At 70.1% G+C, this 23,216-nt stretch carries 19 protein-coding genes; 10 read left to right on the forward strand and 9 right to left on the reverse strand.

Going from position 1 to position 23,216, the window contains the following annotated elements; all coding sequences use genetic code 11:
• Positions 1 to 81: 81 nt before the first annotated feature.
• The gene (locus ABZV40_RS35260; protein ID WP_355451736.1) at positions 82 to 1,347 is read left to right on the forward strand and encodes a cation:proton antiporter; all 1,266 of its coding nucleotides are present in this window, start codon (positions 82 to 84) and stop codon (positions 1,345 to 1,347) included.
• Positions 1,348 to 1,361: 14 nt separating this feature from the next.
• Here the strand turns inward: ABZV40_RS35260 and ABZV40_RS35265 are convergent, their stop codons facing one another.
• The 7 genes from ABZV40_RS35265 to ABZV40_RS35295 form a co-directional block, all read right to left on the reverse strand.
• Complete coding sequence (locus ABZV40_RS35265) at positions 1,362 to 2,258, reverse strand: carbamate kinase (protein WP_355451739.1); 897 nt, start codon at positions 2,256 to 2,258, stop codon at positions 1,362 to 1,364.
• Positions 2,258 to 3,250 (reverse strand): ornithine carbamoyltransferase, encoded by a 993-nt coding sequence (argF, locus tag ABZV40_RS35270; protein WP_355451742.1) that lies wholly within the window; start codon positions 3,248 to 3,250, stop codon positions 2,258 to 2,260. Before argF ends, ABZV40_RS35265 begins: the two co-directional genes overlap by 1 nt.
• A gap of 13 nt (positions 3,251 to 3,263) precedes the next feature.
• Positions 3,264 to 4,508 carry an arginine deiminase gene (locus tag ABZV40_RS35275; RefSeq protein ID WP_355451744.1) on the reverse strand — a complete coding sequence of 415 codons (1,245 nt, stop codon included), beginning with the start codon at positions 4,506 to 4,508 and terminating at the stop codon, positions 3,264 to 3,266.
• Positions 4,505 to 5,875 (reverse strand): amino acid permease, encoded by a 1,371-nt coding sequence (locus ABZV40_RS35280; RefSeq protein ID WP_355451747.1) that lies wholly within the window; start codon positions 5,873 to 5,875, stop codon positions 4,505 to 4,507. The genes ABZV40_RS35275 and ABZV40_RS35280 overlap by 4 nt, the downstream gene beginning before the upstream one ends.
• Positions 5,876 to 6,067: 192 nt before the next feature.
• Positions 6,068 to 6,871: a polyphosphate kinase 2 gene (gene ppk2 / locus ABZV40_RS35285; RefSeq protein ID WP_355451750.1), complete on the reverse strand. Its 804-nt coding sequence runs from the start codon at positions 6,869 to 6,871 to the stop codon at positions 6,068 to 6,070.
• A 196-nt stretch (positions 6,872 to 7,067) separates the two neighbouring features.
• Complete coding sequence (locus ABZV40_RS35290; RefSeq protein ID WP_355451753.1) at positions 7,068 to 7,628, reverse strand: CBS domain-containing protein; 561 nt, start codon at positions 7,626 to 7,628, stop codon at positions 7,068 to 7,070.
• 69 nt (positions 7,629 to 7,697) lie between these two features.
• The gene (locus ABZV40_RS35295) at positions 7,698 to 8,816 is read right to left on the reverse strand and encodes a lycopene cyclase family protein (RefSeq protein WP_355451756.1); all 1,119 of its coding nucleotides are present in this window, start codon (positions 8,814 to 8,816) and stop codon (positions 7,698 to 7,700) included.
• 169 nt (positions 8,817 to 8,985) lie between these two features.
• Between ABZV40_RS35295 and pflB the strand changes: the two genes are divergently transcribed.
• From pflB to ABZV40_RS35330, 7 genes are all read left to right on the forward strand, one after another.
• Complete coding sequence (gene pflB / locus ABZV40_RS35300) at positions 8,986 to 11,238, forward strand: formate C-acetyltransferase (protein ID WP_355451758.1); 2,253 nt, start codon at positions 8,986 to 8,988, stop codon at positions 11,236 to 11,238.
• Positions 11,235 to 11,966: a pyruvate formate-lyase-activating protein gene (gene pflA, locus ABZV40_RS35305; RefSeq protein WP_355451761.1), complete on the forward strand. Its 732-nt coding sequence runs from the start codon at positions 11,235 to 11,237 to the stop codon at positions 11,964 to 11,966. Before pflB ends, pflA begins: the two co-directional genes overlap by 4 nt.
• Positions 11,966 to 13,180, forward strand: a complete 1,215-nt coding sequence (locus tag ABZV40_RS35310; RefSeq protein WP_355451764.1) for a wax ester/triacylglycerol synthase domain-containing protein — start codon at positions 11,966 to 11,968, stop codon at positions 13,178 to 13,180. Before pflA ends, ABZV40_RS35310 begins: the two co-directional genes overlap by 1 nt.
• A 132-nt stretch (positions 13,181 to 13,312) precedes the next feature.
• On the forward strand, positions 13,313 to 14,542 hold the full coding sequence (locus tag ABZV40_RS35315; protein ID WP_355451767.1) for a serine hydrolase domain-containing protein: 1,230 nt from the start codon (positions 13,313 to 13,315) through the stop codon (positions 14,540 to 14,542).
• Positions 14,543 to 14,609: 67 nt separating this feature from the next.
• A complete protein-coding gene (locus ABZV40_RS35320; protein WP_355451770.1) occupies positions 14,610 to 15,356 on the forward strand; it encodes a glycoside hydrolase in 747 nt (248 codons plus the stop codon).
• Between the two features lie 93 nt (positions 15,357 to 15,449).
• Positions 15,450 to 15,704 carry a TetR family transcriptional regulator gene (locus ABZV40_RS35325; protein ID WP_355451773.1) on the forward strand — a complete coding sequence of 85 codons (255 nt, stop codon included), beginning with the start codon at positions 15,450 to 15,452 and terminating at the stop codon, positions 15,702 to 15,704.
• Positions 15,701 to 16,168 carry an aminotransferase class III-fold pyridoxal phosphate-dependent enzyme gene (locus ABZV40_RS35330; protein ID WP_355451776.1) on the forward strand — a complete coding sequence of 156 codons (468 nt, stop codon included), beginning with the start codon at positions 15,701 to 15,703 and terminating at the stop codon, positions 16,166 to 16,168. The genes ABZV40_RS35325 and ABZV40_RS35330 overlap by 4 nt, the downstream gene beginning before the upstream one ends.
• On the opposite strand, the gene ABZV40_RS35335 is transcribed toward ABZV40_RS35330, so the two are convergent.
• Positions 16,165 to 16,947, reverse strand: coding sequence for a S8/S53 family peptidase (locus ABZV40_RS35335; RefSeq protein WP_355451779.1), 783 nt, complete (start codon positions 16,945 to 16,947; stop codon positions 16,165 to 16,167). The two genes, ABZV40_RS35330 and ABZV40_RS35335, sit on opposite strands and share 4 nt — an antisense overlap.
• Positions 16,948 to 17,024: 77 nt before the next feature.
• Here ABZV40_RS35335 and ABZV40_RS35340 point away from each other — a divergent pair, with 77 nt between their 5' ends.
• Positions 17,025 to 19,589, forward strand: coding sequence for a CHAT domain-containing protein (locus tag ABZV40_RS35340; RefSeq protein ID WP_355451782.1), 2,565 nt, complete (start codon positions 17,025 to 17,027; stop codon positions 19,587 to 19,589).
• On the opposite strand, the gene ABZV40_RS35345 is transcribed toward ABZV40_RS35340, so the two are convergent.
• The gene (locus tag ABZV40_RS35345; protein ID WP_355451784.1) at positions 19,574 to 22,288 is read right to left on the reverse strand and encodes a SpoIIE family protein phosphatase; all 2,715 of its coding nucleotides are present in this window, start codon (positions 22,286 to 22,288) and stop codon (positions 19,574 to 19,576) included. The two genes, ABZV40_RS35340 and ABZV40_RS35345, sit on opposite strands and share 16 nt — an antisense overlap.
• A 123-nt stretch (positions 22,289 to 22,411) precedes the next feature.
• Here ABZV40_RS35345 and ABZV40_RS35350 point away from each other — a divergent pair, with 123 nt between their 5' ends.
• On the forward strand, positions 22,412 to 23,125 hold the full coding sequence (locus tag ABZV40_RS35350; protein WP_355451787.1) for a GAF and ANTAR domain-containing protein: 714 nt from the start codon (positions 22,412 to 22,414) through the stop codon (positions 23,123 to 23,125).
• Positions 23,126 to 23,216 lie beyond the last annotated feature (91 nt).

Raw genomic sequence — 23,216 nt, forward strand, 5'->3', positions numbered from 1 at the left:
GACACGTCCACGGAGTGTCCACAATGGCACTGAGGACAGTACGCTTCCGGTCCGTCACATCGCCTCACGAAGCACGGTCACATGAACTCGCTGCTCCTCATGATCGCGATCGCCATCGCGGTCCGTTCCTTCGCCGCGTCACGGCTGGACCGGTGGAACCTCGGCGCGCCGGTCGTCATCGTCGCGGCGGGCGTCGTCATCGGTCTGGTCAACGAACATTCGATCAAGATCGCGCTGAACACCCAGGCGATGTTGTACGTGGCCGAGATCGTGCTCGCCGTGCTGCTGTTCGTGGACGCCACGGAGGTGCGTGGCGGGCGGTTGTGGGGCAGCTCACCGGGACTTGCGGCCAGGGTGCTGTTCATCGCGATGCCTCTCAGCCTCGTCGCGGCGATGTTGCTCGGCTGGTGGTTGTTCCCCGGCCTGCCCTGGCCCGTGCTCCTGCTGCTCGCCGGCGTGGTCGTGCCCATCGACTTCGCCCCCGCCGAACGGGTCGTGCGCGACCGCGGCCTGTCGTCGCGGGTGCGCAGCGTTCTCAACGTGGAGAGCGGCTACAACGACGGCATCGTCTCGCCCCTGTTCCTGTTCGCGTTGATCCTGGCGGGCGACCAGACCCAGGAACGGACACCGCTCTCCGCCCTGGCCACCGTGCTGCCCTTCGCGCTCAAGGCCCTCGTCGCCGGCCTGCTGCTCGGCACGGTGCTCGCGCTGCTGATGACCGCCGCCCATCGCGCGGGATGGCTCACCGAGCAGTCCGGCCGCGTGGTCGTGCTGCTCGTACCGCTGCTGACCTACACCGCCACGGTCGCTGTCGACGGCAACGGGTTCGTGGCCTCCTTCGTCTGCGGCATCACGTTCCGCTACGTCCACCGGCAAGCCAAGGCACGCCAGATCCGCAACGCCCCGCAGGGCCGGGATCTGCTGCGCGGCGGAGTGCTGGACGAGGACTTCCGCCTGCTGGAGGACTTCACCACCCTGCTGACCATGACGCTGTGGTTCGTCGTCGGCATCACCGCCGTGGTGGCGTTCTCGGACGGACTGCCCTGGCAGGTGGCGCTCTTCAGCGTCGCGGCGCTCACCGTGGTCCGCATGTTCCCGGTGCACCTCTCGCTCACCGGAGCGGTGCTCTCCCAACGGGAACGTCTCCAGGTCGGGGCGCTCGGGCCGCGCGGCACGACGTCGATCGTCTTCGGTCTGCTCGCCTTCAACCGGCTTCCCGAAGGAGCCGCCGCCGACACCATCCTGCTCGTCACCGTGACCGTGGTCCTCGGCAGCGTGGTGCTGCACGGCATCGGCGCCGGCCCCACCGTCAAATGGCTGACACCCGCGAAAGAGGTTCGTCGCTGAGCCGCGGCACCCGCTCAGCCGACCGTCGTGCCTGCCACGCCACGCACGATCGCTTCCGCGTCCGCCAGCGCACCGATCGCCGCCCGCGAGCCGGTCGCCTCGACGAACCGGCGGCAGGCCTCGATCTTCGGTCCCATCGAGCCGGCGGGGAACGTCAGGTCCTCGAGTTCCGCCAGGTCCAGGTGGTGCAGCGGTTCGGCGTCCGGTGTGCCGAAGTCGGTCATCACGGCGGGGACGTCGGTCAGCAGGAGCAGGCGGTCGGCTTTCAGGGCGATCGCGAGCTCGGCCGAGGTGAGGTCCTTGTCCACGACCGCCTCGACTCCGTGCAGGCGGCCGTCGTCGACGACGGGCGCTCCTCCCCCGCCGGCGCAGACGACGATCGTCCCGCCGCTCACCAGTTGCTCGACGGACTCCTGTTCGACGAGCCGGAGCGGCTCCGGCGAGGGCACGACGCGGCGCCAGTGCGCGCCGTCCGCGGCCATGGTCCAGCCGTTCTGCTCGGCGAGGTGGCCGGCCTGGGCGCGGTCGTAGACGGGGCCGATGAACTTGGTCGGTGCCGCGAAGGCCGGGTCCGCCTGGTCCACGACCGTCTGGGTCACGATGGCGAGGACCGGTTTGCGGACGCCCGCGTTGCGCAGTGACTGGGCCAGCCAGTAGCCGATCATGCCCTGGGTTTCGGCTCCCAGGGTGTCGAGCGGGTACGGACGGGTGAGGGAGGGGTCTGCCTCGCTTTCCAGGGCGAGCAGGCCGATCTGGGGGCCGTTGCCGTGGCACACCACGAGCTCGTGTTCGGCCGCCAGCGGCGCGAGTGCCCGCGCCGCCGCTTCGACGTGGTGGAGCTGAACGGAGGCGTCGGCGGGTTCGCCGCGCACGAGCAGGGCGTTGCCTCCGAGTGCGGCGACGATGCGCATCAGGAGGCCAGTCCGGCGATCATGACCGCCTTGATGGTGTGCAGCCGGTTCTCCGCCTGGTCGAAGACGACCGAGTTCGGGGAGTTGAAGACGTCGTCGGTGACTTCGGCACCGTCGAGGCCGTACTGGTCGTGGACGCGGCGGCCGACCTGGGTGGTGCGGTCGTGGATGGACGGCAGGCAGTGGAGGAACCTCGTGTCCGGCTTGCCGGTGGCCTTCATCAGCTCGGCGGTGACGCGGTAGGGCGTCAGCAGTGGCACGCGGGTGTCCCACGCCTCCGCCGAGTCGCCCATGCTGACCCAGACGTCGGTGTAGACGAAGTCGACGCCGCGGACGGCCTGCTCGGGGTCGTCGGTGACGAGGACGCGGGCACCGGTCGCGATGGCCAGCTCGTGCGCCTTGTCGATCACGTCGGCAGGCGGCTGCAGCGAAACCGGGGCGGCGATGCGGACGTCCATGCCGAGCAGTGCGCCGGTGATGAGCAGAGAGCGGGCGACGTTGTTGTGGCCGTCGCCGACGAACGCGAAGCTGATCTCCTCGACCGGGCCGGGATGGTTCTCGATCATGGTGAGCACGTCGGCGAGCATCTGGGTGGGGTGCCAGGAGTCGGTGAGGCCGTTCCAGACCGGGACGCCGGCGTGGTCGGCGAGCTCTTCGACGGTGTCCTGGGCGAAGCCGCGGAACTCGATGCCGTCGAACATGCGGCCGAGCACCTTGGCGGTGTCCGGAATGGACTCCTCGCGGCCCATGTGCGAGCCCGTGGGGTCGAGGTAGGTGACGTGGGCGCCTTGGTCGTGGGCGGCGACCTCGAAGGCGCAGCGGGTGCGGGTGGAGCTCTTTTCGAAGACCAGGGCGATGTTCTTGCCGATGAGCAACGGGTGTTCGGTGCCGGACGCCTTGGCGCGCTTGAGGCCGCGGGCCTGGGAGACGAGGTCGAGGAACTTCTCCTTGGTGAGGTCGAGTTCCTTGAGCAGGGAGCCGGGGTGTCGCATCGAAGTGGTCCTTTCAGATGCCGTCGCGCTGGATCGGGCAGGTCATGCACCGGGCACCGCCGCGGCCGCGGCCGAGCTCGTTGCCGGGGATGGAGATGACCTCGATGCCGTGGTCGGCGAGCATGGTGTTGGTGACGGTGTTGCGCTCGTAGCCGACGACGACGCCCGGTGCGAGCGCGAGGAAGTTGTTGGCGTCGTCCCACTGTTCGCGTTCGGCGGCACGGGCGTCCTCCGCCGCGCACAGCACGCGGAGGCGGTCGAGGCCGAGCTGGTCGGCGATCGTGGTGAACACCGAGTCGCGTTCCTCCACGCGCAGGCCCGCGGAAGCGTGCTCCACGACCTCCAACGGGTCCGCCGCGGTGATCAGCCAGGTGCGCAGGAGGGCCGGATCGAGCTCCGGGTAGCGGATGAACGTCGCCGGGTCGAGCATCGTCATGACGGTGTCGAGGTGCATGAGCGCGTGCGACCGCGGTAGCCCGACGGCGATCACCGAGGTGGCCTGGCCGGTGCGGAACAGTTCCCGTGCGAGGATTTCCACGCCCATCGGGGTGGTCCGCTCCCCCATGCCGATCAGCACGGTGCCGCGGCCGAGGACGAGGATGTCGCCGCCTTCCAGGGTCGCGGGCTGGTGGGTCGCGTCGTCGCCGCCGTAGTAGGTCGGGAAGGTGGCGTCGGCGAACAGCGGGTGGAAGCGGTAGACGGCCTGGCAGTGCAGGGATTCGCGGCGCCGGGCGGGTTTGGCCATCGGGTTGATCGTCACGCCGCCGTAGATCCACGCCGAGCTGTCGCGCGGGAACAACGTGTTCGGCAGCGGCGGCAACACGAAGTCGTCGAGTCCCAGTGAGCTCCACCTCAGGCTGTGCACGCCGAGTGGAGACATGTCGGCGCGGGTGACTCCGCCGACGAGCAGCTCGGCCAGCTGCGGGGCGTCGACCTTCTCGGCGAACTCGCGCACCGGCCCCGCCAGCGTGGGACCGAGCAGCTCCGGGGTGCAGACGCGGTCGAGCACGAACGCCCGTGCCTCGGGCAGCGCCAGGGCCTCCGCGAGCAGCGTGCCGGTGTGGTGCACGGCGATGCCACGGGCGCGCAGCACGTCGGCGAAGTGGTCGTGTTCCTCGCGAGCCTTCGACGCCCACAGCACGTCGTCGAAGAGCAGTTCGTCGCAGTTGCGCGGGGTGAGCCTGCTCAGCTCCAGGCCCGGCCGGTGCACGATCACCTGACGGAGCGTGCCGACCTCCGAGCGGACGCCGAGGGTCATGACTTCGCCTCGCCGTACTCGCCCCTGCCCACCTTGAGCCAGATGTACAGAGGCACGCCCAGCAGCAGGCAGACCGCGCCGTAGTAGACGGCCTGGTAACCGCTGCCCGCCAAGGCCCAGAAGGAGAAGACCAGAGCGAGGAGCGAGATGACGCCGTCGCGCACCAGGTGCGGCCACTCGGCCCTGCGACCGCGGACCAGCAACCAGTACAGCTGCGCGGCGGCGCTGAACAGGTAGGGCACGACGGCGGTGAACACCGACAGCAGCACGAGCGTGGTGAAGACCTGCTCGAAGTTCGTGTAGCTGACCACCACCAGCGCCGAGGCCAGGACGGTCGAGCTGACGATGCCGAAGCTCGGGATGTCGCCTCGGGTGCGCAGGAACGCCTTCGGGAACAACCCGTCCTTCGCGGCGGCCATGGGCATCTCACCGATGATCAGCGTCCAGCCGATGAGGCAGCCCAGGCCGGAGACCACGGCGGCGATCGCGATGACCTGCCCGGCCCACTGACCGCCGAAGATGGCGTTCGCGGCGTCGGTGAACGGGGCCTTGGTCTCGCGCAGCGCGCCGTTCGGCACCGTGCCGAAAACCGTGAGCGTGCCGAGGATGTAGATCACGGCGCAGCCGATGGTGCCCAGGACGGTGGCACGGCCGACGTTGCGTTCCGGGTCGCGCACGCGGCCGGCGGCGACCGAGGCGGTCTCGATGCCGATGTAGCTGAACAGCGCGATGGCCGCGGCGGCCGAGATGGCACCCCAGATCGAGGTACCGCTGGCGTTGAACGCGCCGAAGTTCGCCGACTTCACGAAGAACACGCCGACCGTAGCCATGAACAGCAGCGGCACGATCTTCAGCACCGTGAAGAGGATCTGCGTGACCGCCATGTTCCGCAGACCCGACAGGTTCACCAGAGCCGGGATCCACAGGCCCGCCAGTGCGATCACGATCGACCAGCCGACCTTGTGCTCGGTGTTCACGAACACCTCGACGTAGCCGACCAGCGCGACGACGATGGCCGCGTTGCCCGCCCACGCGGTGATCCAGTAGCACCAGGCGTTGAGGAACCCGGCGAACTCGCCGAACGCGTCCCGCGCGTACACGTACGGGCCGCCGGAACCGGCGATTCGCTTGGACAGCGCCCCGAAGGCGAGGGCGAGGGCCAGCGCGCCGATCGTCACCAGCACGAACGCCACGAGGCTCACCGGACCGAACACGGCGAGCGCCGCGGGCAGACCGAACACGCCGGTCCCGATCACCGAGCCGACCACCAGCGCGATCGCGGTCGGCAACCCGAACCTGGACGTCTTCGGCAGGTCGGCGTCAGGACCGGGCAGTGTGACCGGCGGTCCGGCGGTGTCTGTGCTCACGGCGAGCTCCTCACTCCGATGTGGACTTTTCGCTGGTGAGAAGCCTCCGCTCAGCAAGGAGGACAGCCCACCGGCCCAGGTCTCGTCGGTGAGGGGCACTAGGTCCTGCCCGGCGCGGGACCGCGGTCTCTGCGCGGGGCGACCACGCACGAGAAGCCTCGGAGTGCAGCCCGACTCACCGGGAGGCGGGCCTCAGCCGGACTGGACGTCGAGCTCACCGGCCCGGTCGGGCACTTCACGCTGCAAAGTGCGCGCGGTGCGCTGATAGCCCCGCGACGGCGGACGGTGCGGCAACGTGATCTCGGGCGGCGTCACCTCCTGGTAGTCCACCGTGCTCAGCAGATGGGCGATCATGTTGACCCTGGCCCGGCGCTTGTCGTCGCCTTCCACCACGTACCAGGGGGATTCGGCGATGTCGGTGTGGACCATCATCTCGTCCTTGGCGCGGGAGTAGTCCTCCCAGCGCGTCAGGGACTCCAGGTCCATCGGCGACAGCTTCCACCGCTTCAACGGGTCGTCCAGGCGCTTGCGGAACCGGCGTTCCTGCTCGGCGTCGCTGACCGAGAACCAGTACTTGCGCAACAGGATGCCCTCCTCCACGAGCATCCGTTCGAACAGCGGGCACTGCCGGAGGAACAACCGGTGCTCCTCCGGCGTGCAGTAACCCATGACGCGTTCGACGCCCGCGCGGTTGTACCAGCTGCGGTCCAGCAGCACGATCTCCCCCGCCGCCGGAAGATGTGTCACGTAGCGCTGGAAGTACCACTGGGTGCGTTCGCGCTCGCTGGGCGCGGGCAGCGCGACGATGCGCGCGACCCGCGGGTTGAGGTGCTCGGTGATCCGCTTGATCGCCGAGCCCTTGCCCGCCGCGTCCCGGCCCTCGAACACCACCACGAGCCGCGCGCCGGTCTCCCTGACCCACTCCTGCAGCTTCACCAACTCGATCTGCAGGCGGTACAGCTCTCGTTCGTAGACGTCGCGCTTCAGCCTGTCCATCTGCGTCTCCGCCTTGTCCTCAACGAGATTCCGCCAACATGAAGTGGCACTTCAGCCTCGTGGGCGGCGCGGTCGCCGGTGAGTGGCCGGGGTCCCCGGGAGTCAGGACCTTCGTCCTACCGGCCATGCCGGGTGCCGCCGCGGTGACGATCCACGACCGGCACTTCCGGCGACACTCCAGCGCATACCCCGACGATCAGGAGGCGACGCTCGACCCGCGCACGCCGGGCACGGTGCGCACCAGCGCCTCGACCACCTTGCGTTCGGCCACGTCCGCGAACGGGCCGGACACGTTGACCTCGCCGGCGTGCACCGACACCGTCCACCGGGGACTGCCGCTGTACGCCCTCAACGCCGCATCGACCCGTGCCGCGAGCACCGCGTCGGCCGGGGTGAGGATGCGCAGCAGGTCGCTGCGGCTCACCACCCCCACGAGCACCTGCCCGTCCGCCACGATCGGCAGGCACCGCAACCGCTGCGACAGCATGGTCGCGGTCAGTTCCGCCGGCGTGGCCGTCATCGGCGCGCTGATCACGGCTTTGCGCATCACCCGTCCGACGGGCCCGTTCGCGATCTCCGGCGTCATGCCCGCCAGCAGCAGGTCGGCACCGGACACGATCCCGATCAGCCTGCCCTCGCCGTCCACCACGGGCAGGGCGGAGAACCCGTGATCACCCAGCAGCGCGCTCGCCGCACGGACCGTGGTGTCCAGGTTCACCACGACCGCTGGACTGGTCATGACATCTGCAGCGTTCATACCGTTGAGCCTGTGCTCCAACCGCTCAGGCGGGCAGAGCGGTTGGCCATCTCCCCGGCGGGACGTAGGTCACTTCGACGCAAGACGATGCCGCGCGGCCGCCAGGTAGGTTGCCGCCGGCATCCCCGCGAACAGCTGCCACTCCTGCGGCATCGACGTCGCCTCGTCGAGGAACCGCAGAGCGGGCTCAGCGGTGCGGTACCTGAACAGCGCACCGAACGCCCGCTCCAGTTGCGCGGGCTCCTGAGTGACGACGTCGAGCAGCACGCCGTCGAACAACCGGAACCGCGCTGGTGCCTCGGGCAGGTCGAACGGATGGCCGTGCCGGTGCATCGACTCCGCGATCGCCGCGCTGTCGGCCTGGACGCGCTGATAGGCGAAGCCGGTCGACGCCTTCAGCAAGCCGCCGCGCGCCCCGATCGTGAGCACGTGACCAAGCCGGCGCGAGGGTCGGGCGGCGCGCAACGGCAGCACCGCGTGCTCTTCGCTGCCGACCTCGTAGTCGCCTGCGCCCGCGACCTCCGACAGGTACTCGGCGAGCGCGTTCCGCTGAGCTGTCTCGTCCTGCGGTGTCCCCGGCGCGGCGAACGACGTGTGTTCCACCAGAGCGTGATGGGCGTCCTCGGGCAGCACGTAGACGAAGCTCGCTCCGTTCCGCTGCGGTGTGCGGAAGTCGAACAACGTCGGGACCTCAGCGTCGAACGCCGCCCGTTCGCTCGTGACCCTCCACCCGCGGAAGACCAGCTGTGCGTCCGCGGGAGGTTCCGGCTCGGCGCCGATCACGCTGTCGAACACCCACCTGGCCCTCAGGAACTGGCCGTCCACGATCACCCCGCCCTCGGCGACGCCGTCGACATGGCCGTCCTGGAAGGTGAAGTGCCGCAGGGGATCGGTGAACCGGCGCACCACCGCGACGAGGTCCTCCCCGCGCACGACCCGATAGCGGTAGCGGCCCAGCGGCAGCACGCTCGTCCGCCCGTTCACGTGCACGCGGATCTTGTCGAACCACCGGCAGGCCGCCGCGTCGAGCAGCCCGGGCCCGCAGCTCCAGGACGCCCAGGCCCTGGTCACCACGGGCCTGCTGCCGTCGTCGATCACCACCACGGGATGCCGGTGATCCGCCACGGCGAGGTGTGCCGCGAGGCTCAGCCCGCTCAGCCCTCCGCCGGCGATCACGATTCGCGTCATCCCACCACTCTCATCACCGATCCGCCGCACGGGAAACGGCTTTGCGCCCACCGGGGCGAGGACCTTCGTCGCTCTCACGACAGGCCCGCGGCCCCTGCGTGCCGGCGACCGCGTCTAGAAGGATCAAGTCGGGCCGAAGCCCACACGTGCCGAAGGAAGGGCAGCGTCCATGACGGCGACAGCGCAACGCGTGACCAGCACCGCCTGGCAGGGCTTCCGAGCCGGATCGTGGTGCGACCAGATCGACGTGCGTGGTTTCATCCAGGCCAACTACTCCCCCTACGAGGGCGACGCCGGGTTCCTGACCGGCCCGACGCCCCGCACGACCGCGCTGTGGCAGCAGCTCAGCGAGATGTTCGTCGAGGAACGCGCCCGCGGCATCCACGACGTCGACGCGCGCACTCCGTCGTCGATCACCGCGCACGCACCCGGCTACATCGACCGCGACCACGAGCTCATCGTCGGACTGCAGACCGATGCTCCGCTCAAGCGCGCCATCATGCCCCAGGGCGGGCTGCGCATCGTGGAGTCCGGGCTGCGCAACTACGGTTACGAGCTCGACCCGCAGGTGCGGGAGATCTTCACCCGCTACCGCAAGACCCACAACGACGGGGTGTTCGACGCCTACACCACCGAGATCCGTCGTGCCCGCAAGGCCGGCATCATCACCGGACTTCCGGACGCCTACGGGCGTGGCCGGATCATCGGCGACTACCGCCGTGTGCCGCTCTACGGCATCGATCGGCTCGTCGCGGCGAAAATGGCGGAACGGGCAGCACTCGACGAGTTCTGGTCCACGGAGGACGTGATCAGGGATCGGGAGGAGCTCGCCGAGCAGCTTCGCGCGCTGGAGGAGCTGCGCCGGATGGCGGCCTCCTACGGCTACGACATCTCCGGGCCCGCCACCTCCGCCCGCGAGGCGGTGCAGTGGCTGTACTTCGCCTACCTCGCCGCCGTGAAGGAGCAGAACGGCGCGGCGATGTCACTGGGCCGCACCTCGACGTTCCTCGACGTCTACCTCCAGCGCGACCTCGACGAGGGCCGCCTGACCGAGCGCGAGGCGCAGGAGCTCGTCGACGACCTGGTGATCAAGCTGCGCATCGTCCGGTTCCTCCGCACCCCCGAGTACGACCAGTTGTTCTCCGGCGACCCGACCTGGGTCACCGAGTCCATCGGCGGCATGGGCTCCGACGGCCGCACGCTCGTGACCCGCACGAGCTTCCGGTTCCTGCAGACCCTCTACAACCTCGGTCCCGCGCCCGAACCGAACCTGACCGTGCTCTGGTCGCCGCGACTGCCCGTGGGCTTCAAACGGTTCTGCGCGAAGGTCTCCGTCGACACCAGTTCGATCCAGTACGAGAACGACGACCTGATCCGGCCGCGCTTCAGCGACGACACCGCCATCGCCTGCTGCGTCTCCGCCATGCGGGTCGGTGAGCAGATGCAGCTGTTCGGTGCCCGCGTCAACCTCGCCAAGGCGCTGCTCTACGCCATCAACGGCGGCCGGGACGAGATGTCCGGTGTCCAGGTGGCGCCGGCGTTTCCGCCCATCACCTCCGAGTACCTCGAACCCGCCGAGGTGCGCGCCGCGTTCGACCGGATGACCGACTGGCTGGCCAGGACCTACGTCGAAGCGCTCAACATCATCCACTACATGCACGACAAATACGCCTACGAACGCATCGAGATGGCGCTGCACGACCACCCCGTCCAGCGGCTGCTCGGCTGCGGCATCGCCGGACTCTCGGTGGTGGCGGACAGCCTGTCCGCGATCGAGCACGCCCGCGTCCGGGTGATCCGCGACGAGACCGGCCTCGCCGTCGACTACGCCGTCGAAGGCGACTTCCCGAAGTACGGCAACAACGACGACCGGGCCGACGCCATCGCGGTGGAACTGGTCGAGACCTTCATGAGCAAGGTTCGGCAGCACCCCGCACACCGCCGCGCCGTGCACACCCAGTCCGTGCTCACGATCACGTCGAACGTCGTCTACGGCAAGCACACCGGCAACACCCCGGACGGCCGCCGAGCCGGCGAACCGTTCGCACCGGGCGCCAACCCGATGAACGGCCGCGACAAGCACGGCCTGGTCGCGGCCGCCCTGTCCGTCGCCAAACTCCCCTACGACCAGGCGCAGGACGGCATCTCCCTCACCGCGAGCATCACGCCCACCGGCCTCGGCCACACCCCTGACGAGCAGGTGACCAACCTCGTCGGCGTACTCGACGCCTACACCGACGCGGGCGGCTTCCACCTCAACGCCAACGTCCTGAACCGCGAAACCCTGCTCGACGCCATGGCACATCCGGAAAACCACCCGCAGCTGACGATCCGCGTCTCGGGCTACGCGGTGAACTTCATCCGGCTCACGCCCGAACAGCAACGCGACGTCATCAACCGCACCTTCCACGAGTCGCTGTGACCATCACCGGATCAGTTCACTCGTGGGACGTCGCCACCGCGGTCGACGGACCGGGCACCCGCTTCGTCCTCTTCCTCAGCGGGTGCCCGCTGCGCTGCCTGTACTGCCAGAACCCCGACACCTGGCACATGCGCGACGGCCACCGCACGACCGTCGACGAGGTCGCCGCCGAGATGGCGAAGTACCGCCGGTTCATCGAGGTGGCAGGCGGCGGCATGACCATCAGCGGCGGAGAACCGTTGCTGCAGCCCGATTTCACCGCGGCCGTGTTCCACCGCGCCAAGCAGCTCGGCCTGCACACCGCCCTCGACACCTCGGGGTTCCTCGGCGCGCGAGCGACCGATGAGCTCCTCGCCGACACCGACCTCGTGCTGCTCGACATCAAGTCCTGGGATCCTGTCCGCTACCGGCACGTGACGGGTGGCGAGGTCACGCCGACGCTGGAGTTCGCGCGCCGGTTGTCGGCGATGCGCAAACCGATGTGGATCCGGTTCGTCCTCGTGCCGGGCCACACCGACGCCGTGGACAACGTCGAGGGCATCGCGTCCTTCGTCAGCACCCTCGACGCGGTCGAGCGAGTGGAGGTCCTCCCCTTCCACAAGCTCGGCGCGCCGAAGTACACCGCCCTGGGCATCCCGTTCCCGCTGGCGGACGTGCCCACCCCCGATGCCGAGCTGGTGCGGCGGGTTCGCAGCCAGTTCTCCGACCGCGGCGTGCCGGTGCACTGATGATCGACCGGACCAGTGCCGACGACCTGATGTCGCTCGCCTCCGGCATGCAGGTCGGCGCCATCCTCGTGCTGGCACACGATCCCGGCGACGTCGAGGCACTGCTCGCGGACCGCGTCCGCACCGTTCCGCGGCTGCGCAGAAGGCTGGTCACGACACCGTTCGGCTGTGGCCGCCCCATCTGGATCGACGACGCCGCGTTCGACATCGCCAGGCACGTGTCCCGGACGACCTGCCCGGCCCCCGGTGACGAGGCGGCGCTGCTCAACCTCGCCTCCGCACTGGTCATTCGTCCACTGCCCCGCTCGGCACCACTGTGGTCCGCCACGCTCGTCACCGGACTGGCGGAGGGCAGGGCGGCGCTGATCCTGGTGTTCCACCACGTGTTGTCCGACGGCATCGGCGGCCTCGCCGTGCTGGCGAACCTGGTCGACGGAGCACCTCACGCCGAAACCACGCCCTTCCCCGCTCCCCCGCCTTCCCGTCGTGAGCTCGCGGCGGACGCCTGGCTGAGACCGCCTCGGCGCGTCTCGCTCCCCAGGTTGCAGTGGCCGGCACGAGGCTCGCGCTGCTCCCTGAACCGGCCGACCGGCCCGCGGCGGCAGCAGGCCATCGTGCACACCAGCGTTTCCCGGCTGCGCACCGCCGCGCACCGCTGCGCAGGTACCGTCAACGACGCCCTGCTCACCGCTGTCACGGGAGCACTGCACACGGTGCTGACCAAGCGCGGCGACCACGTCGACGAGCTGATCGTCTCCATCCCCGTGTCCACCCGCCGCGCGACCACGGCAGCTCATCTCGGCAACAGCACCGGCGTCATGCCCGTCGCGCTGCCGACCGGCGGCGACCCCTCGTCACGTCTCACCCGGATCGCCGCCATCACCCGGTCGCACAAGCAGTCAGCCGTGTCGGCCGCGCCCGTCTTCCGGGCGTTGAAGGTGCTGGGGATGGCGAACTGGTTCATGAACCACCAACGCATGGTGCACACCGTCGTGACCAACGTGCACGGTCCTGATCACCCCATGCGCCTTGGCGGAGCACCGGTCATCGGCCTCATCCCGTTGTCCGCCACCACCGGCAACGTCACCGTGGCATTCGCGGCCCTGTCCTACTCCGACGCCTTCACCGTCACGGTGGTCGCCGATCCGGATCAGGTGCCCGACCTGGCCGAGCTCACCGAGGCGCTGCGGGCCGAGCTCGACCTGCTCCGCTGACAGAGGCTCCACGGCGACGCCGCGGCCTATCGCGAACGTATCGAAAACCTCATACACCCTCGCAACCCCCTTCTGGCTTCGGTGGAGCCACATCGACGAACCGTCTGAGGTCAGGGGGAAAGGGCCGTGCGCATGAACGCGGATTCCGCACGTGGTGTCGACCGGCGGCGAGTGCTCGGTTGGGGTGGGCTGACGGCGGCCGGTCTGGTGGCCGGTGCTCCGCTGACAGGTGCCCACGCCGAGCCGGTGGACGACCGGATCCCGCCGGACACCCGGCCGGGCGGGGCGTACGACCGGTACGTGGCGAAGCTGGCCGCCGAGGGCAGGTTCTCCGGTGTGGTGCTGCTGGCGCACCGCGGCAGGACCGTGCTGTCGCGCAGCTACGGCATGGCCGACGGGGAACGGGGCATCCGCAACCACGAGGGTGTCGCGTTCAGCCTCAGCTCGGCGGGCAAACCGTTCGTCGCGGTGGCGATCCTGCAGCTGGCGCAGCAGGGCAGGCTGAAGCTGTACGACACCGTCGGCACCCATCTGGCGGGCTTCACCAAGGACGTCGCCGACCAGGTGACCATTCACCACCTGCTCTCCGGCACCTCCGGGATGAGCAACCCGGACGTGGACGTGGCCCGCGTCTTCCAGAGCCGGGAGGAGGTGCTGGAGTACAACGAGCAGTGGGCGCGGCGGGCGAAGCTGGTGGCGCCACCCGGCACTCCCAGCGACCACGCCGGTGCCGAGATCGCCATCCCGGCGCTGATCGTGCAGGCGGTCACCGGCATGACGTACTGGGACTACGCGCAGGAGAACATCTTCCGGCGCTGCGGCATGACCGGCACGGGTTTCTTCACCAGGCCGCAGTGGCTGACCGACGAGCACATCGCGCACCCGTACATGACGCTGGCCGACGGCAGCACGGTGGACGCGGTGCGCAACCTGGACAAGAGCAGCGCCAATCCGCGCACACCGGGCGTGAACCCCGGTCGCGCTTTCATCGACGCCCCGGGAGACGGTGGTTTCGCCACCGCGCCGGATCTGGTGCGGTTCGCGCAGGCGCTGGCCGACGGCACGGTGCTGGACCGGCCGTACGCCGCGTTGTTCACCGGAGCCAAGATTCCCCATCCACCGCAGACGCAGGGTTTGCGGGCGACCAGCGCCGACGCGTCGTTCGGCGCGTACGGGCTGCCGGTGCACATCGTGAACGGTCAGTGGGTGTACGACCGGGCCGGCGGCAACCCCGGTGTCGCCGCCAGCTGGAGCATCTGCCCCGACATCGGCTGGGTGGGCGTCGTTCTCGCCAACCACGACTCCGCACCGCTGCAGGAGATCCTCGAACGGCAGATGCAGGCTGTCCTCGGCCGGAGCTGACCCGAGCAGGGGGCGTTGACATCCCGGTATTGTGGGAGCGCTCCCAGAACCTGCGAGAGGAGTCTCCGTGCTCAGGAACATCCGTGCCCTCACTGCTGCGGGTGCGCTGGTCGCGAGCGTCTTGGTCGCGACCTCAGGCTCGGCGGAAGCCGACACGACCATCTGCGACCAGTACGGGTCGACCACCATCCAGGGCCGCTACGTGGTCCAGAACAACAGGTGGGGTACGTCGGCACAGCAGTGCATCAACGTCACCTCGACCGGTTTCCGCATCACCACGCAACAGGGTTCCAGCCCGACCAACGGCGCCCCGGTGTCGTACCCGTCGGTCTTCCTCGGTTGCCACTACACCAACTGCTCCCCCGGTTCGACCCTGCCGATGCAGGTCAGCCGGATCCGCAACGCCACGTCCTCGATCTCCTACCGCTACGCCGGCGGCACCTACGACGCCGCGTACGACATCTGGCTCGATCCCACGCCGAAGACCAACGGCGTGAACCAGATGGAGATCATGATCTGGTTCAACCGCCAGGGCCCGATCCAGCCCATCGGCAGCGTCGTCGGCAACACCACGATCGGCGGTCGCTCCTGGCAGGTGTGGCGCGGCAGCAACGGGTCCAACAACGTCATCTCCTACGTCGCGCCGTCGCCGATCAACTCCTGGTCGTTCAACGTGCTCGACTTCCTCAACGACGTGCGCGTCCGCGGGGCGATCACCACGTCCTGGTACCTGACCAGCATCCAGGCCGGGTTCGAGCCGTGGAACGGCGGTGTCGGCCTCGCCGTCGACAACTTCTCCGCCACGGTGAACTGACCGCGTGAGCAACGCCGGCCGGCACGCTCAGGCACCCGCCTGCCTGAGCGTGCCGGCCGAACCTCGCAACCGGTCAGTCCTCAATGGACCCTTTTGGTTCTGAAGCAACTGTTCGATGTACGCGACACTCCGGTTCACAAGGGAGCGCGGCGCAAGACCGAGATCATCGACGCCGCGCTTCGCGTCATCGGCAGGGAAGGCATCCTCGGCGTGTGCATGCGAGCCGTGGCGGTCGAGGACTCGGTACCGCTGGGAACCGCGACGTACTACTTCAGCAACAAGGAAGAGCTGATCGAAGCGGCCTTCCTGCGCCACGCGCAACGAGAGACCACCCGGTCGCCGCCGTGATCACCCGCAGCGACCTCGTGCGGGCCGGCGTCAGCCGCACCCTCATCTTCAGCACCTTCGGCGGCAACCCGGTCTCCGCCGCCGCGGCTCTGGCGGTGCTCGACGTCATCGACGACGAACGCGTGCTCGACCGGGTCCGCCGCACCGGCGTGACCCTGCGCGCCGCACTGCGGGGACTGGCGGACCGCCATCCGGCGATCGGCGACGTGCGAGGAGCGGGACTGGCGGTCGGCGTCGGGATCGTTCACCCCGGCGGCACCCGGCCCGACCGCGCGACCGCGGTCGCCGCCCGCGACGGCATGCGCGGCCGTGGCGTGCTCGTCGGAACGACCGCGCGGGCCGGCAACGTGCTCAAGATCCGGCCACCGCTCGCCTTCACCGACCGGGAGGTGCCGGTGCTCGTCGACGCACTCGACGCCGCTCTCTCCGAACAGACCGGCCGGCAACGCGATCGTCGTCGCTAGACCAGGTATTTGGCTGTGCGCTCACCGTTCACGTCGTGGACCGTGATCTCGCGGCACTTCGAGAGGAGCTGATCCGCTGCGACCTGGGCGCTCAGGTGCTTTTCGGCCATCAACCAGGCGATGCGGCCGGTCACGGTCGCGGCGGCGAACGACGTGCCCTCCCACGTGGCCCAGCCGGCCTGGTAGGGGCCTTTCACGTCCTCGCCCCTGGCGTACACGGTCAGCCAGCTCCCGAAGCTGCTGAACTCCGCCACCCTGCCGTCCGCGGTGGCTGCTCCCACGGAGATCACGCCGGGCAGGGCGGCCGGGTAGTTCCTGAGCGGTGAGGCGTTGTTGGCCGCCGCGGCGACCACGACGACTTCCTGTGACAAGGCGGTTTCGATCGCTTCCTGGAGCGCGGGAGGTGCCGTGTGTTCCCACGTGGCGCCACCGAAGGACAGGTTGATCAGGTCGACCTCACCGACGAGCTCCATGATCGCTTCGGCGACCTGCTCGTCCTCGCGCTTGCCGCTGGTCTCGCTCACCACGGCTCTCATCCGCACCTCGGCGCCAGGGGCGTTGAGCAGCACGACTCCGGTGACGAACGTACCGTGGCCGCGCAGGTTCTCGTCGAGGTCGTCCGGCTCCGGATCCCCGGAGACGCCGTCGTTCAGGAAGGGGTGCTGTGGCTGCGCGATACCGGTGTCGACGACGCCGATGCGCACGGGGCTGCCGGTGATCATCGTGGGCCGGCCGGCTGCGTACGGGTCGCGACCGCCGAAGAGGGTGTTGGCGACCATTGATCTCACTTCCTTCTTCCGGATGAGCCTCTCGTCAACCAGATGACCCAACCACCGTTCCCTGATACACAGCGCAAATGACACTCGTTCGGGCTGAAGCGGCGGTGGACCTCGCGTTCACCGCGCCGGCGCGGGCGCGGCGGATCGCCGAGGCGTTGCTCGGCGGTGACGACGAGACGGTGTCGGTGGCGCGGCACGCGCTCGGCATGGCGAGTGCGGCCGTCGGCAGGCTCGACGACGCCGAGCGTCACCTGACCGAGGCGATCGGCCTGGCCGAACGCGCGGGGCTCGCGACGCGGGCGGCGCAGGCGCGGGGGTCGTTCAGCTACGTTCTGACGCTCACCGGTCGCACGACGGAGGCGTTGTCCGAACTGGACCGGGCCCAGCCCGCGGTGAGCGGGGTGTCGGCGGCCGGGCTGCGGATGCAGCGGGCGTTGATCCTCACCGAGATCGGCAGGTACGACGAGGCCGCCGACGGGTTCGCGGAGGCGTTGGAGCTGCTCGGAGGTTCCGACGACCTGCTCGAGGCGAAGATCCGCAACAACCGCAGCATCCTGCGGATCCAGCAGCGGGACTGGCGCGGCGCCGAGGACGATCTGCGGGTGGCCGAACGGCTCTACACGTCGTCCGGCCACAGTGGACGGACCGCGACGGTCCACCACAACCGAGGGCTCGCGGCGGCGGCGCGCGGCGACGTCCCCGCCGCGCTGGCCGCCTACGACGAGGCCGCGCAGCGGTATCAGGCGGCGGGGCGCAGTCCAGGTCTGCTGCCGATCGAACGGGCCGAAGCGCTGCTGTCGGTCCGCCTGGTCGCTCCCGCCCGGCAGGCCGCGGAGGCGGCGGTGGTCGAGTTCGCCCGTGAGCACAACGCGGTGGACCTGGTGCAGGCCAGGCTGCTGCTCGCGCGTGCCGCACTGGCCGACGACGACCCGGCGACCGCGTTGGCGCAGGCGGCGAAGGCCCGCCGATCAGCCAGACGGCAGAACCGGCCGGGATGGGCCGCGCTGGCCGACTACCTCGCGTTGCGGGCGAGGTGGCAGGCAGGTGCGCGTACGGCCGCGACGTTGCGCACGGGCAACGCGGTGGTCGAGGCGCTGACGAGCACCGGGTGGGTGGTGGCGGCCCTGGAGGCGCGGCTGATCGTGGCCCGCCTCGCGCTGGAGCTCGGCCGGACCGAGCAGGCGAAACGGGAGCTGGCGACGGTGGCGCGCGCCGCCAGGACCGGACCGGCCGAGCTGCGGGCGGGAGCTTGGCACGCGGTGGCGCTGCTGAGGTTGTCCGACGGCGACAACAGGGGTGCGCAGGCCGCGCTGCGTGCCGGGATGGACGTGCTGGCGGCGTTCCGCGACAGTCTGGGCGCCTCCGAGCTGCGGGCGCACGCGTCCGGTCACGCGGGTGAGCTGGCCGCGACGGGGCTGGACCTGGCCGTGGCGTCACGGCGGCCGGCGGCGGTGCTGGCGTGGGCGGAGAGGTGGCGCGCCGGGGCGTTGCGGATGCGCCCGGTGCGGCCTCCCGACGACGCGGAACTGGCGAAGGATCTCGCGGAGCTGCGTCGCGTGGTCGTCGAACAGGGCGGCACCTCTGACCAGCGGGCGTTGCTGCGCCGCCAGGCCGAGCTGGAGGAGGCGATCCGGGCGCGGGCGCGGCACGCCACCGGGATGCGGGCGCCGGACCGGGTGCCGTCCGCTTCCGAGCTGAGTGCGGAGCTGGGGCCGGCCGCGCTGGTCGAGTACGTCGAGGCGGGCGAACGGCTGTACGCCGTGGTGCTGGCCGGCACACGGCCGCGCCTGCGTGAGCTCGGCTCGATGTCCGTGGTGCGGCGGGAGATCGAGGTCCTGCGGTTCGGCCTGCGGCACCTCGCCTACGAGATCGGCACGGCCCGGTCCCTCGCGGCGATCGCGGACCGCGTCGACCACGCGTCTCGGTTGCTGGACGAGGCGTTGCTCGCTCCGCTGCGCGCCGAGATCGCCGACCGGCCGCTCGTCGTCGTGCCCACCGGCGCACTGCACGCGTTGCCGTGGCGGGCGTTGCCCGGCTGCACAGCCAGGTCGCTGACCGTGGCGCCGTCGGCCGCGCTGTGGCACAGGGCGGTGACCAGCACTCGCACCTCCAGCGGCAGGCACGTGTTCGCCGCCGGCCCCGGCCTCGACCACGCCGCACCGGAGGTCGCGGCACTGGCCCGGCGGACTCCGGGCGCGTCCAGGTTCACCGGGAGGCGGGCCACGGTCGCGAACGTGCTGGCGGCGCTGGACGGCGCCGAACTGGGCCACATCGCCGCACACGGCGCCTTCCGCGCGGACAACCCGCTGTTCTCGCAGCTGCGGCTCGCCGACGGACCGTTGACGGTGTACGACCTCGAACACCTCACCGAACCTCCACGGCTCGTCGTGCTGTCGGCGTGCGACACGGCCAACTCCGAGGTGCGGCCGGGCGACGAGCTGCTCGGGCTGGCGGCCGCGCTGCTCGCACTGGGCACCCGGACCCTCGTCGCGTCCGTCGTCCCGGTGCCCGACCACGCGAGCAAGCGACTCATGCTGCGTTTCCACCGGCTGCTCGCGAACGGCCACACCCCGGCCGACGCGCTCGCCGCGGTGCAGCAGGGCCACACCGACATGGGCTTCCAGTGCTACGGAGCAGGCTGAGGACTGCGGACACCGAAGACGTCGCGCAGCCCGGACAACGCGAGGACGCGGTCGGGTGCGCTGCCGGCGAGAGTGATCGTCTCAAGCTCACGCCGGGCTCCGCGCGCGTGCTCCGCGAGCTCCAGCAGGAGTGCCACGCCGGAACTGCTGAGGTAGCCGAGACCGGTGAGGTCGAGGCCGATCGCGCGCCGGTCGGCCGACCCGTCCACGTGTCCGAGCAGCGGATCGCGGAGCGGGCCGGACGTGTGCGCGTCGAGGTCACCGGTCAGGCGAAGGACGAGGACGTCTCCGGCTCCGTCTTCCGCGGTCAGATCGACGGTGTCGGCCGGCACCGGGACAACCGGTGACGGCACGCCGGTGGGTGCGGTCGCCGGTGCGACGGAGAACCCGAACCGGATCGTCGTGCCGGACTCGCCCTTGTCGAGATCGGTCTCGTCGGCCATCGTGCGGATCAGGTGCAGACCACGCCCGCGATGGCCGGGGTCCTCCGGCTCGGGCCGCCACGTGCCGTGGTCCGCGACGGTGACCTGCACCGTCGTGCCCACTCGGGTGACGTGGGTGTCGAACGTGCCGGATCTGCCGGCGTAGGCGTGATCGACGACGTTCGCGGCGGCCTCGCCGTACGCGAGCAGCACGTCGTAGGCGAGGTCCTCGGACAGGCCGGCCATCGCCGTCCAGTCGGAGACGGCGCGGCGCAGGACGGACAGCTGTCCTGCCTCGGCCGGCGCGGTCCGGTGCAACGGCGGCGGCAGGAACCGGGCCACGACCAGCGCGGCGTCGTCGTCCTGGCCGTCGGCGAGCAACACGTCGACGACGGCGTCGGCCAGTTCCGCCGCTCCCCTGCGGTGCTCGGCGCGCACCACGCCGACCAGCCGGTCGAGACCCGCGTCCAGCACGGTTCCGCGCCGCTCGACCAAGCCGTCGGTGTACAGCACGATCGACGCACCCGGCACCAGCACGGTGCCGGCCTCGCCGTAGCGCGCCCGCCCCCGAGTGCCCAGCACCGCGCCCACACCACCCGCGAGCAACCGCGCGTCCCCGTCGCCGGCCACCACGGGCGGAGGGTGCCCGGCGCCGGCCCAGCACAGCTGCCCGGTCGCCCAGTCGAAGGTGAGGCACGCGCAGGTGCTGCCGGCGGCCCCGTTGACCCTGGAAGCGAACGTGTCCAACCGCTCCAGCGCCGCCGCGGGCGAGTGCCCGTCCAGCAGATAACCGGCCAGCGCACTGCGCAGCTGCCCCATCACCGCGGCCGCGGTCGGGCCTTTGCCGACCACGTCACCGACCGAGAAACCGACGACGGTGTCCGCAATCGGAAGCACCTCGTACCAGTCGCCACCGATCTGCGCGTGGGTCGAGGCGGACAGGTAGCGGGCCGAGGTGTCGAGCCGGTCCAGCACCGGCAGCTCCCGCGGCAGCAGGCTCAGCTGCAGGGCACTCGCGATCTCGTGCTCGCGCTGCAGCAGAAGTTCCCTCTGGGCCTCCACGCGCTGTCTCTCGGTCACGTCGCGACCGATGGCCTGCAATCCGGTCGGCGTGAGCTGAACACTCAGCTCCAACGCCACGGTGGCACCATCGGAGCACCGCATGGTCCACACCGCGGTCATCTGGTCGGCCAGCTCCGGACGATCCTGGTCCTCGTCGAGCACGACCAGGTCCGCGGCGTTGCGGCCGATCAGCTCCTCGCGCCGGTACCCCAGCAGCGCACACGCGGCCGGGTTCACCTCGACGAACCGCAGTTCTCGGTCGAGCACCCAGATGCTGTCCGTGGAACGGTCGATCAGCCGCCGCAGCCGCTGTTCGCTGTCCCTCAAGGCACGATCGGCGTGGGCGCGCTGCATCGACTCCCAGCACCGGTTCACCACCACGGAGACGAGGTCGATCTCGTCCTGCGTCCACTGCCGTCTGCTCGCCTGGTGGACCGCCATGGCGGCGACGAACCTCCCACCGCGCAGCAACGGCAGGCAGATGACCGCGCGGATGCCGGTCACCTGGTACGCGGCCAGGTCCTCCTCGTCGAGCCGCGGGTCGTCCGCGCTGTCGACGACCACCCAGGGTTCGCCGGCCCGCATGGCGCGCAAGGCCCCGGAACCGAACTCCCGCATGGCGAACCGTCCCGGCAACGGCGGCAGGCCGGTCGCGTGGTCGCCGCTCATCACGAAGTGGTTCTCGTCCTCCTCGGCCCTGGCGTAGGCGCACCGGTCGACGTGGAGGTGCTCGCCGAGCAACCGGGTCGCGAGCGACATCAGGGCTTCGGCGTCGTCGAGTTTCTGCGACTCCCGGTCCAGCACACCGAGGAACCGCTCGCGGTCGGCGTCGGCGCGGTCGCGGGTGACGTCGACCAGCACGCCGTCGAGCAGCTGCCGCGCTCCGGCCTCGTCTCTGTGGACACGGGCCTTCTCGCGCAGCCACAGGACGTCACCGCCGGCGTCGAGCACGCGATACGTCAGCTCGTACTCGTCGGCTTCCCCGCTCCAGCGCACGCGTTCCACCTCGGCGCGGTCCTGCGGATGCACGATCGACGTCCAGAACGCGGGTTCGTCGAGCCAACGCCGAACCGGATGACCGAGCATCCGCTCGGCGTGCCGCGAGACGAAGGTGACCCGGCGCGTCCGGGCGTCGGCCTGCCACACCACCGCCGCGAGGTCGTCGACGAGTGAACGCAGCTGTTGCGGCCCGGTGTCCCCTTCGGTGGTGCGCACGTGGTCAGAGTGTCACGTCAGGGCGGCTCCGGCGAACCACGTCCGAGCGGAATCGCCCGCCTGCCAAGTGAAGTCCGATGTTTGGTTCGCCGTCGAGGAGGGTATGAGTCCCACCATCAAGACATGGTGATGGAGGACATCATGGGCACGGCTGATGGCGGCGGCTTCAGAGAGCTCGCCGAGACGCTCAGCGACGTTGCACGAACACTGCAGGCGGAACGAGATGTCGGCGCGACGTTGCGGGCGATCGTGCAGGCCGCCATCGACCACATACCGTCCGCTCAGCACGCCGGCATCTCTTTGATCGCAGACGGCGCGATCCGCACCGTCGAGCCGACCGGCCAGATCGTCGAGGTCATCGACGAACTCCAGTACGACCTGCGCGAAGGACCGTGCGTCGACGCCATCACCGAACACCGGACCTTCCGCGTCGGCGATGTCGGCACCGAGCCCCGGTGGCCCGCCTTCGGCCCAGCGGCGGCCCGCAACGGCATCCACTCGTTGCTGTCCTACCGGCTGTTCGTCACGAACCGGACGCTCGGTGCGCTGAACCTCTACTCCAGCCACGTCGACGCCTTCGACGAACGCACCGAACAGGACGGTCAGCTCTTCGCCACGCACGCCGCGATCGCGTTGATCGGCGCGCAGCGAGAGGCCCAGCTCGGCACAGCCGTCGAGAGACGCGACATCATCGCCACCGCCAAGGGCATCCTCATGGAACGGCACGACGTCGACACCGCGTCCGCGTTCCGGATGCTGGTGGAGACCTCGCAGTCGACGAACGTCAAGCTGCACCAGGTCGCGACGTGGCTCGTGGAGAACCGCAGCGGGCTCTGAGCACCCTGCCGAGGTCTTGTCCGCAACCCGCCTGCCGGGCAGCTACGTGGATGAAGGGCTCCTTCATCCACACCAGGTGGAGGAAGGGATC

The organism is Lentzea sp. NPDC004782 (genome assembly GCF_040609115.1).
Classification (GTDB): Bacteria; Actinomycetota; Actinomycetes; order Mycobacteriales; family Pseudonocardiaceae; genus Lentzea.

Bases quoted from the DNA above. Each gene is read 5' to 3' on its own strand.
- ABZV40_RS35260 (WP_355451736.1), top strand. From the start codon at position 82: ATGAACTCGCTGCTCCTCATGATCGCGATCGCCATCGCGGTCCGTTCC.
- ABZV40_RS35265 (WP_355451739.1), bottom strand. From the start codon at position 2,258: ATGCGCATCGTCGCCGCACTCGGAGGCAACGCCCTGCTCGTGCGCGGC.
- argF (WP_355451742.1), bottom strand. From the start codon at position 3,250: ATGCGACACCCCGGCTCCCTGCTCAAGGAACTCGACCTCACCAAGGAG.
- ABZV40_RS35275 (WP_355451744.1), bottom strand. From the start codon at position 4,508: ATGACCCTCGGCGTCCGCTCGGAGGTCGGCACGCTCCGTCAGGTGATC.
- ppk2 (WP_355451750.1), bottom strand. From the start codon at position 6,871: ATGGACAGGCTGAAGCGCGACGTCTACGAACGAGAGCTGTACCGCCTG.
- ABZV40_RS35290 (WP_355451753.1), bottom strand. From the start codon at position 7,628: ATGAACGCTGCAGATGTCATGACCAGTCCAGCGGTCGTGGTGAACCTG.
- ABZV40_RS35295 (WP_355451756.1), bottom strand. From the start codon at position 8,816: ATGACGCGAATCGTGATCGCCGGCGGAGGGCTGAGCGGGCTGAGCCTC.
- pflB (WP_355451758.1), top strand. From the start codon at position 8,986: ATGACGGCGACAGCGCAACGCGTGACCAGCACCGCCTGGCAGGGCTTC.
- ABZV40_RS35310 (WP_355451764.1), top strand. From the start codon at position 11,966: ATGATCGACCGGACCAGTGCCGACGACCTGATGTCGCTCGCCTCCGGC.
- ABZV40_RS35315 (WP_355451767.1), top strand. From the start codon at position 13,313: ATGAACGCGGATTCCGCACGTGGTGTCGACCGGCGGCGAGTGCTCGGT.
- ABZV40_RS35335 (WP_355451779.1), bottom strand. From the start codon at position 16,947: ATGGTCGCCAACACCCTCTTCGGCGGTCGCGACCCGTACGCAGCCGGC.
- ABZV40_RS35340 (WP_355451782.1), top strand. From the start codon at position 17,025: ATGACACTCGTTCGGGCTGAAGCGGCGGTGGACCTCGCGTTCACCGCG.
- ABZV40_RS35350 (WP_355451787.1), top strand. From the start codon at position 22,412: ATGGTGATGGAGGACATCATGGGCACGGCTGATGGCGGCGGCTTCAGA.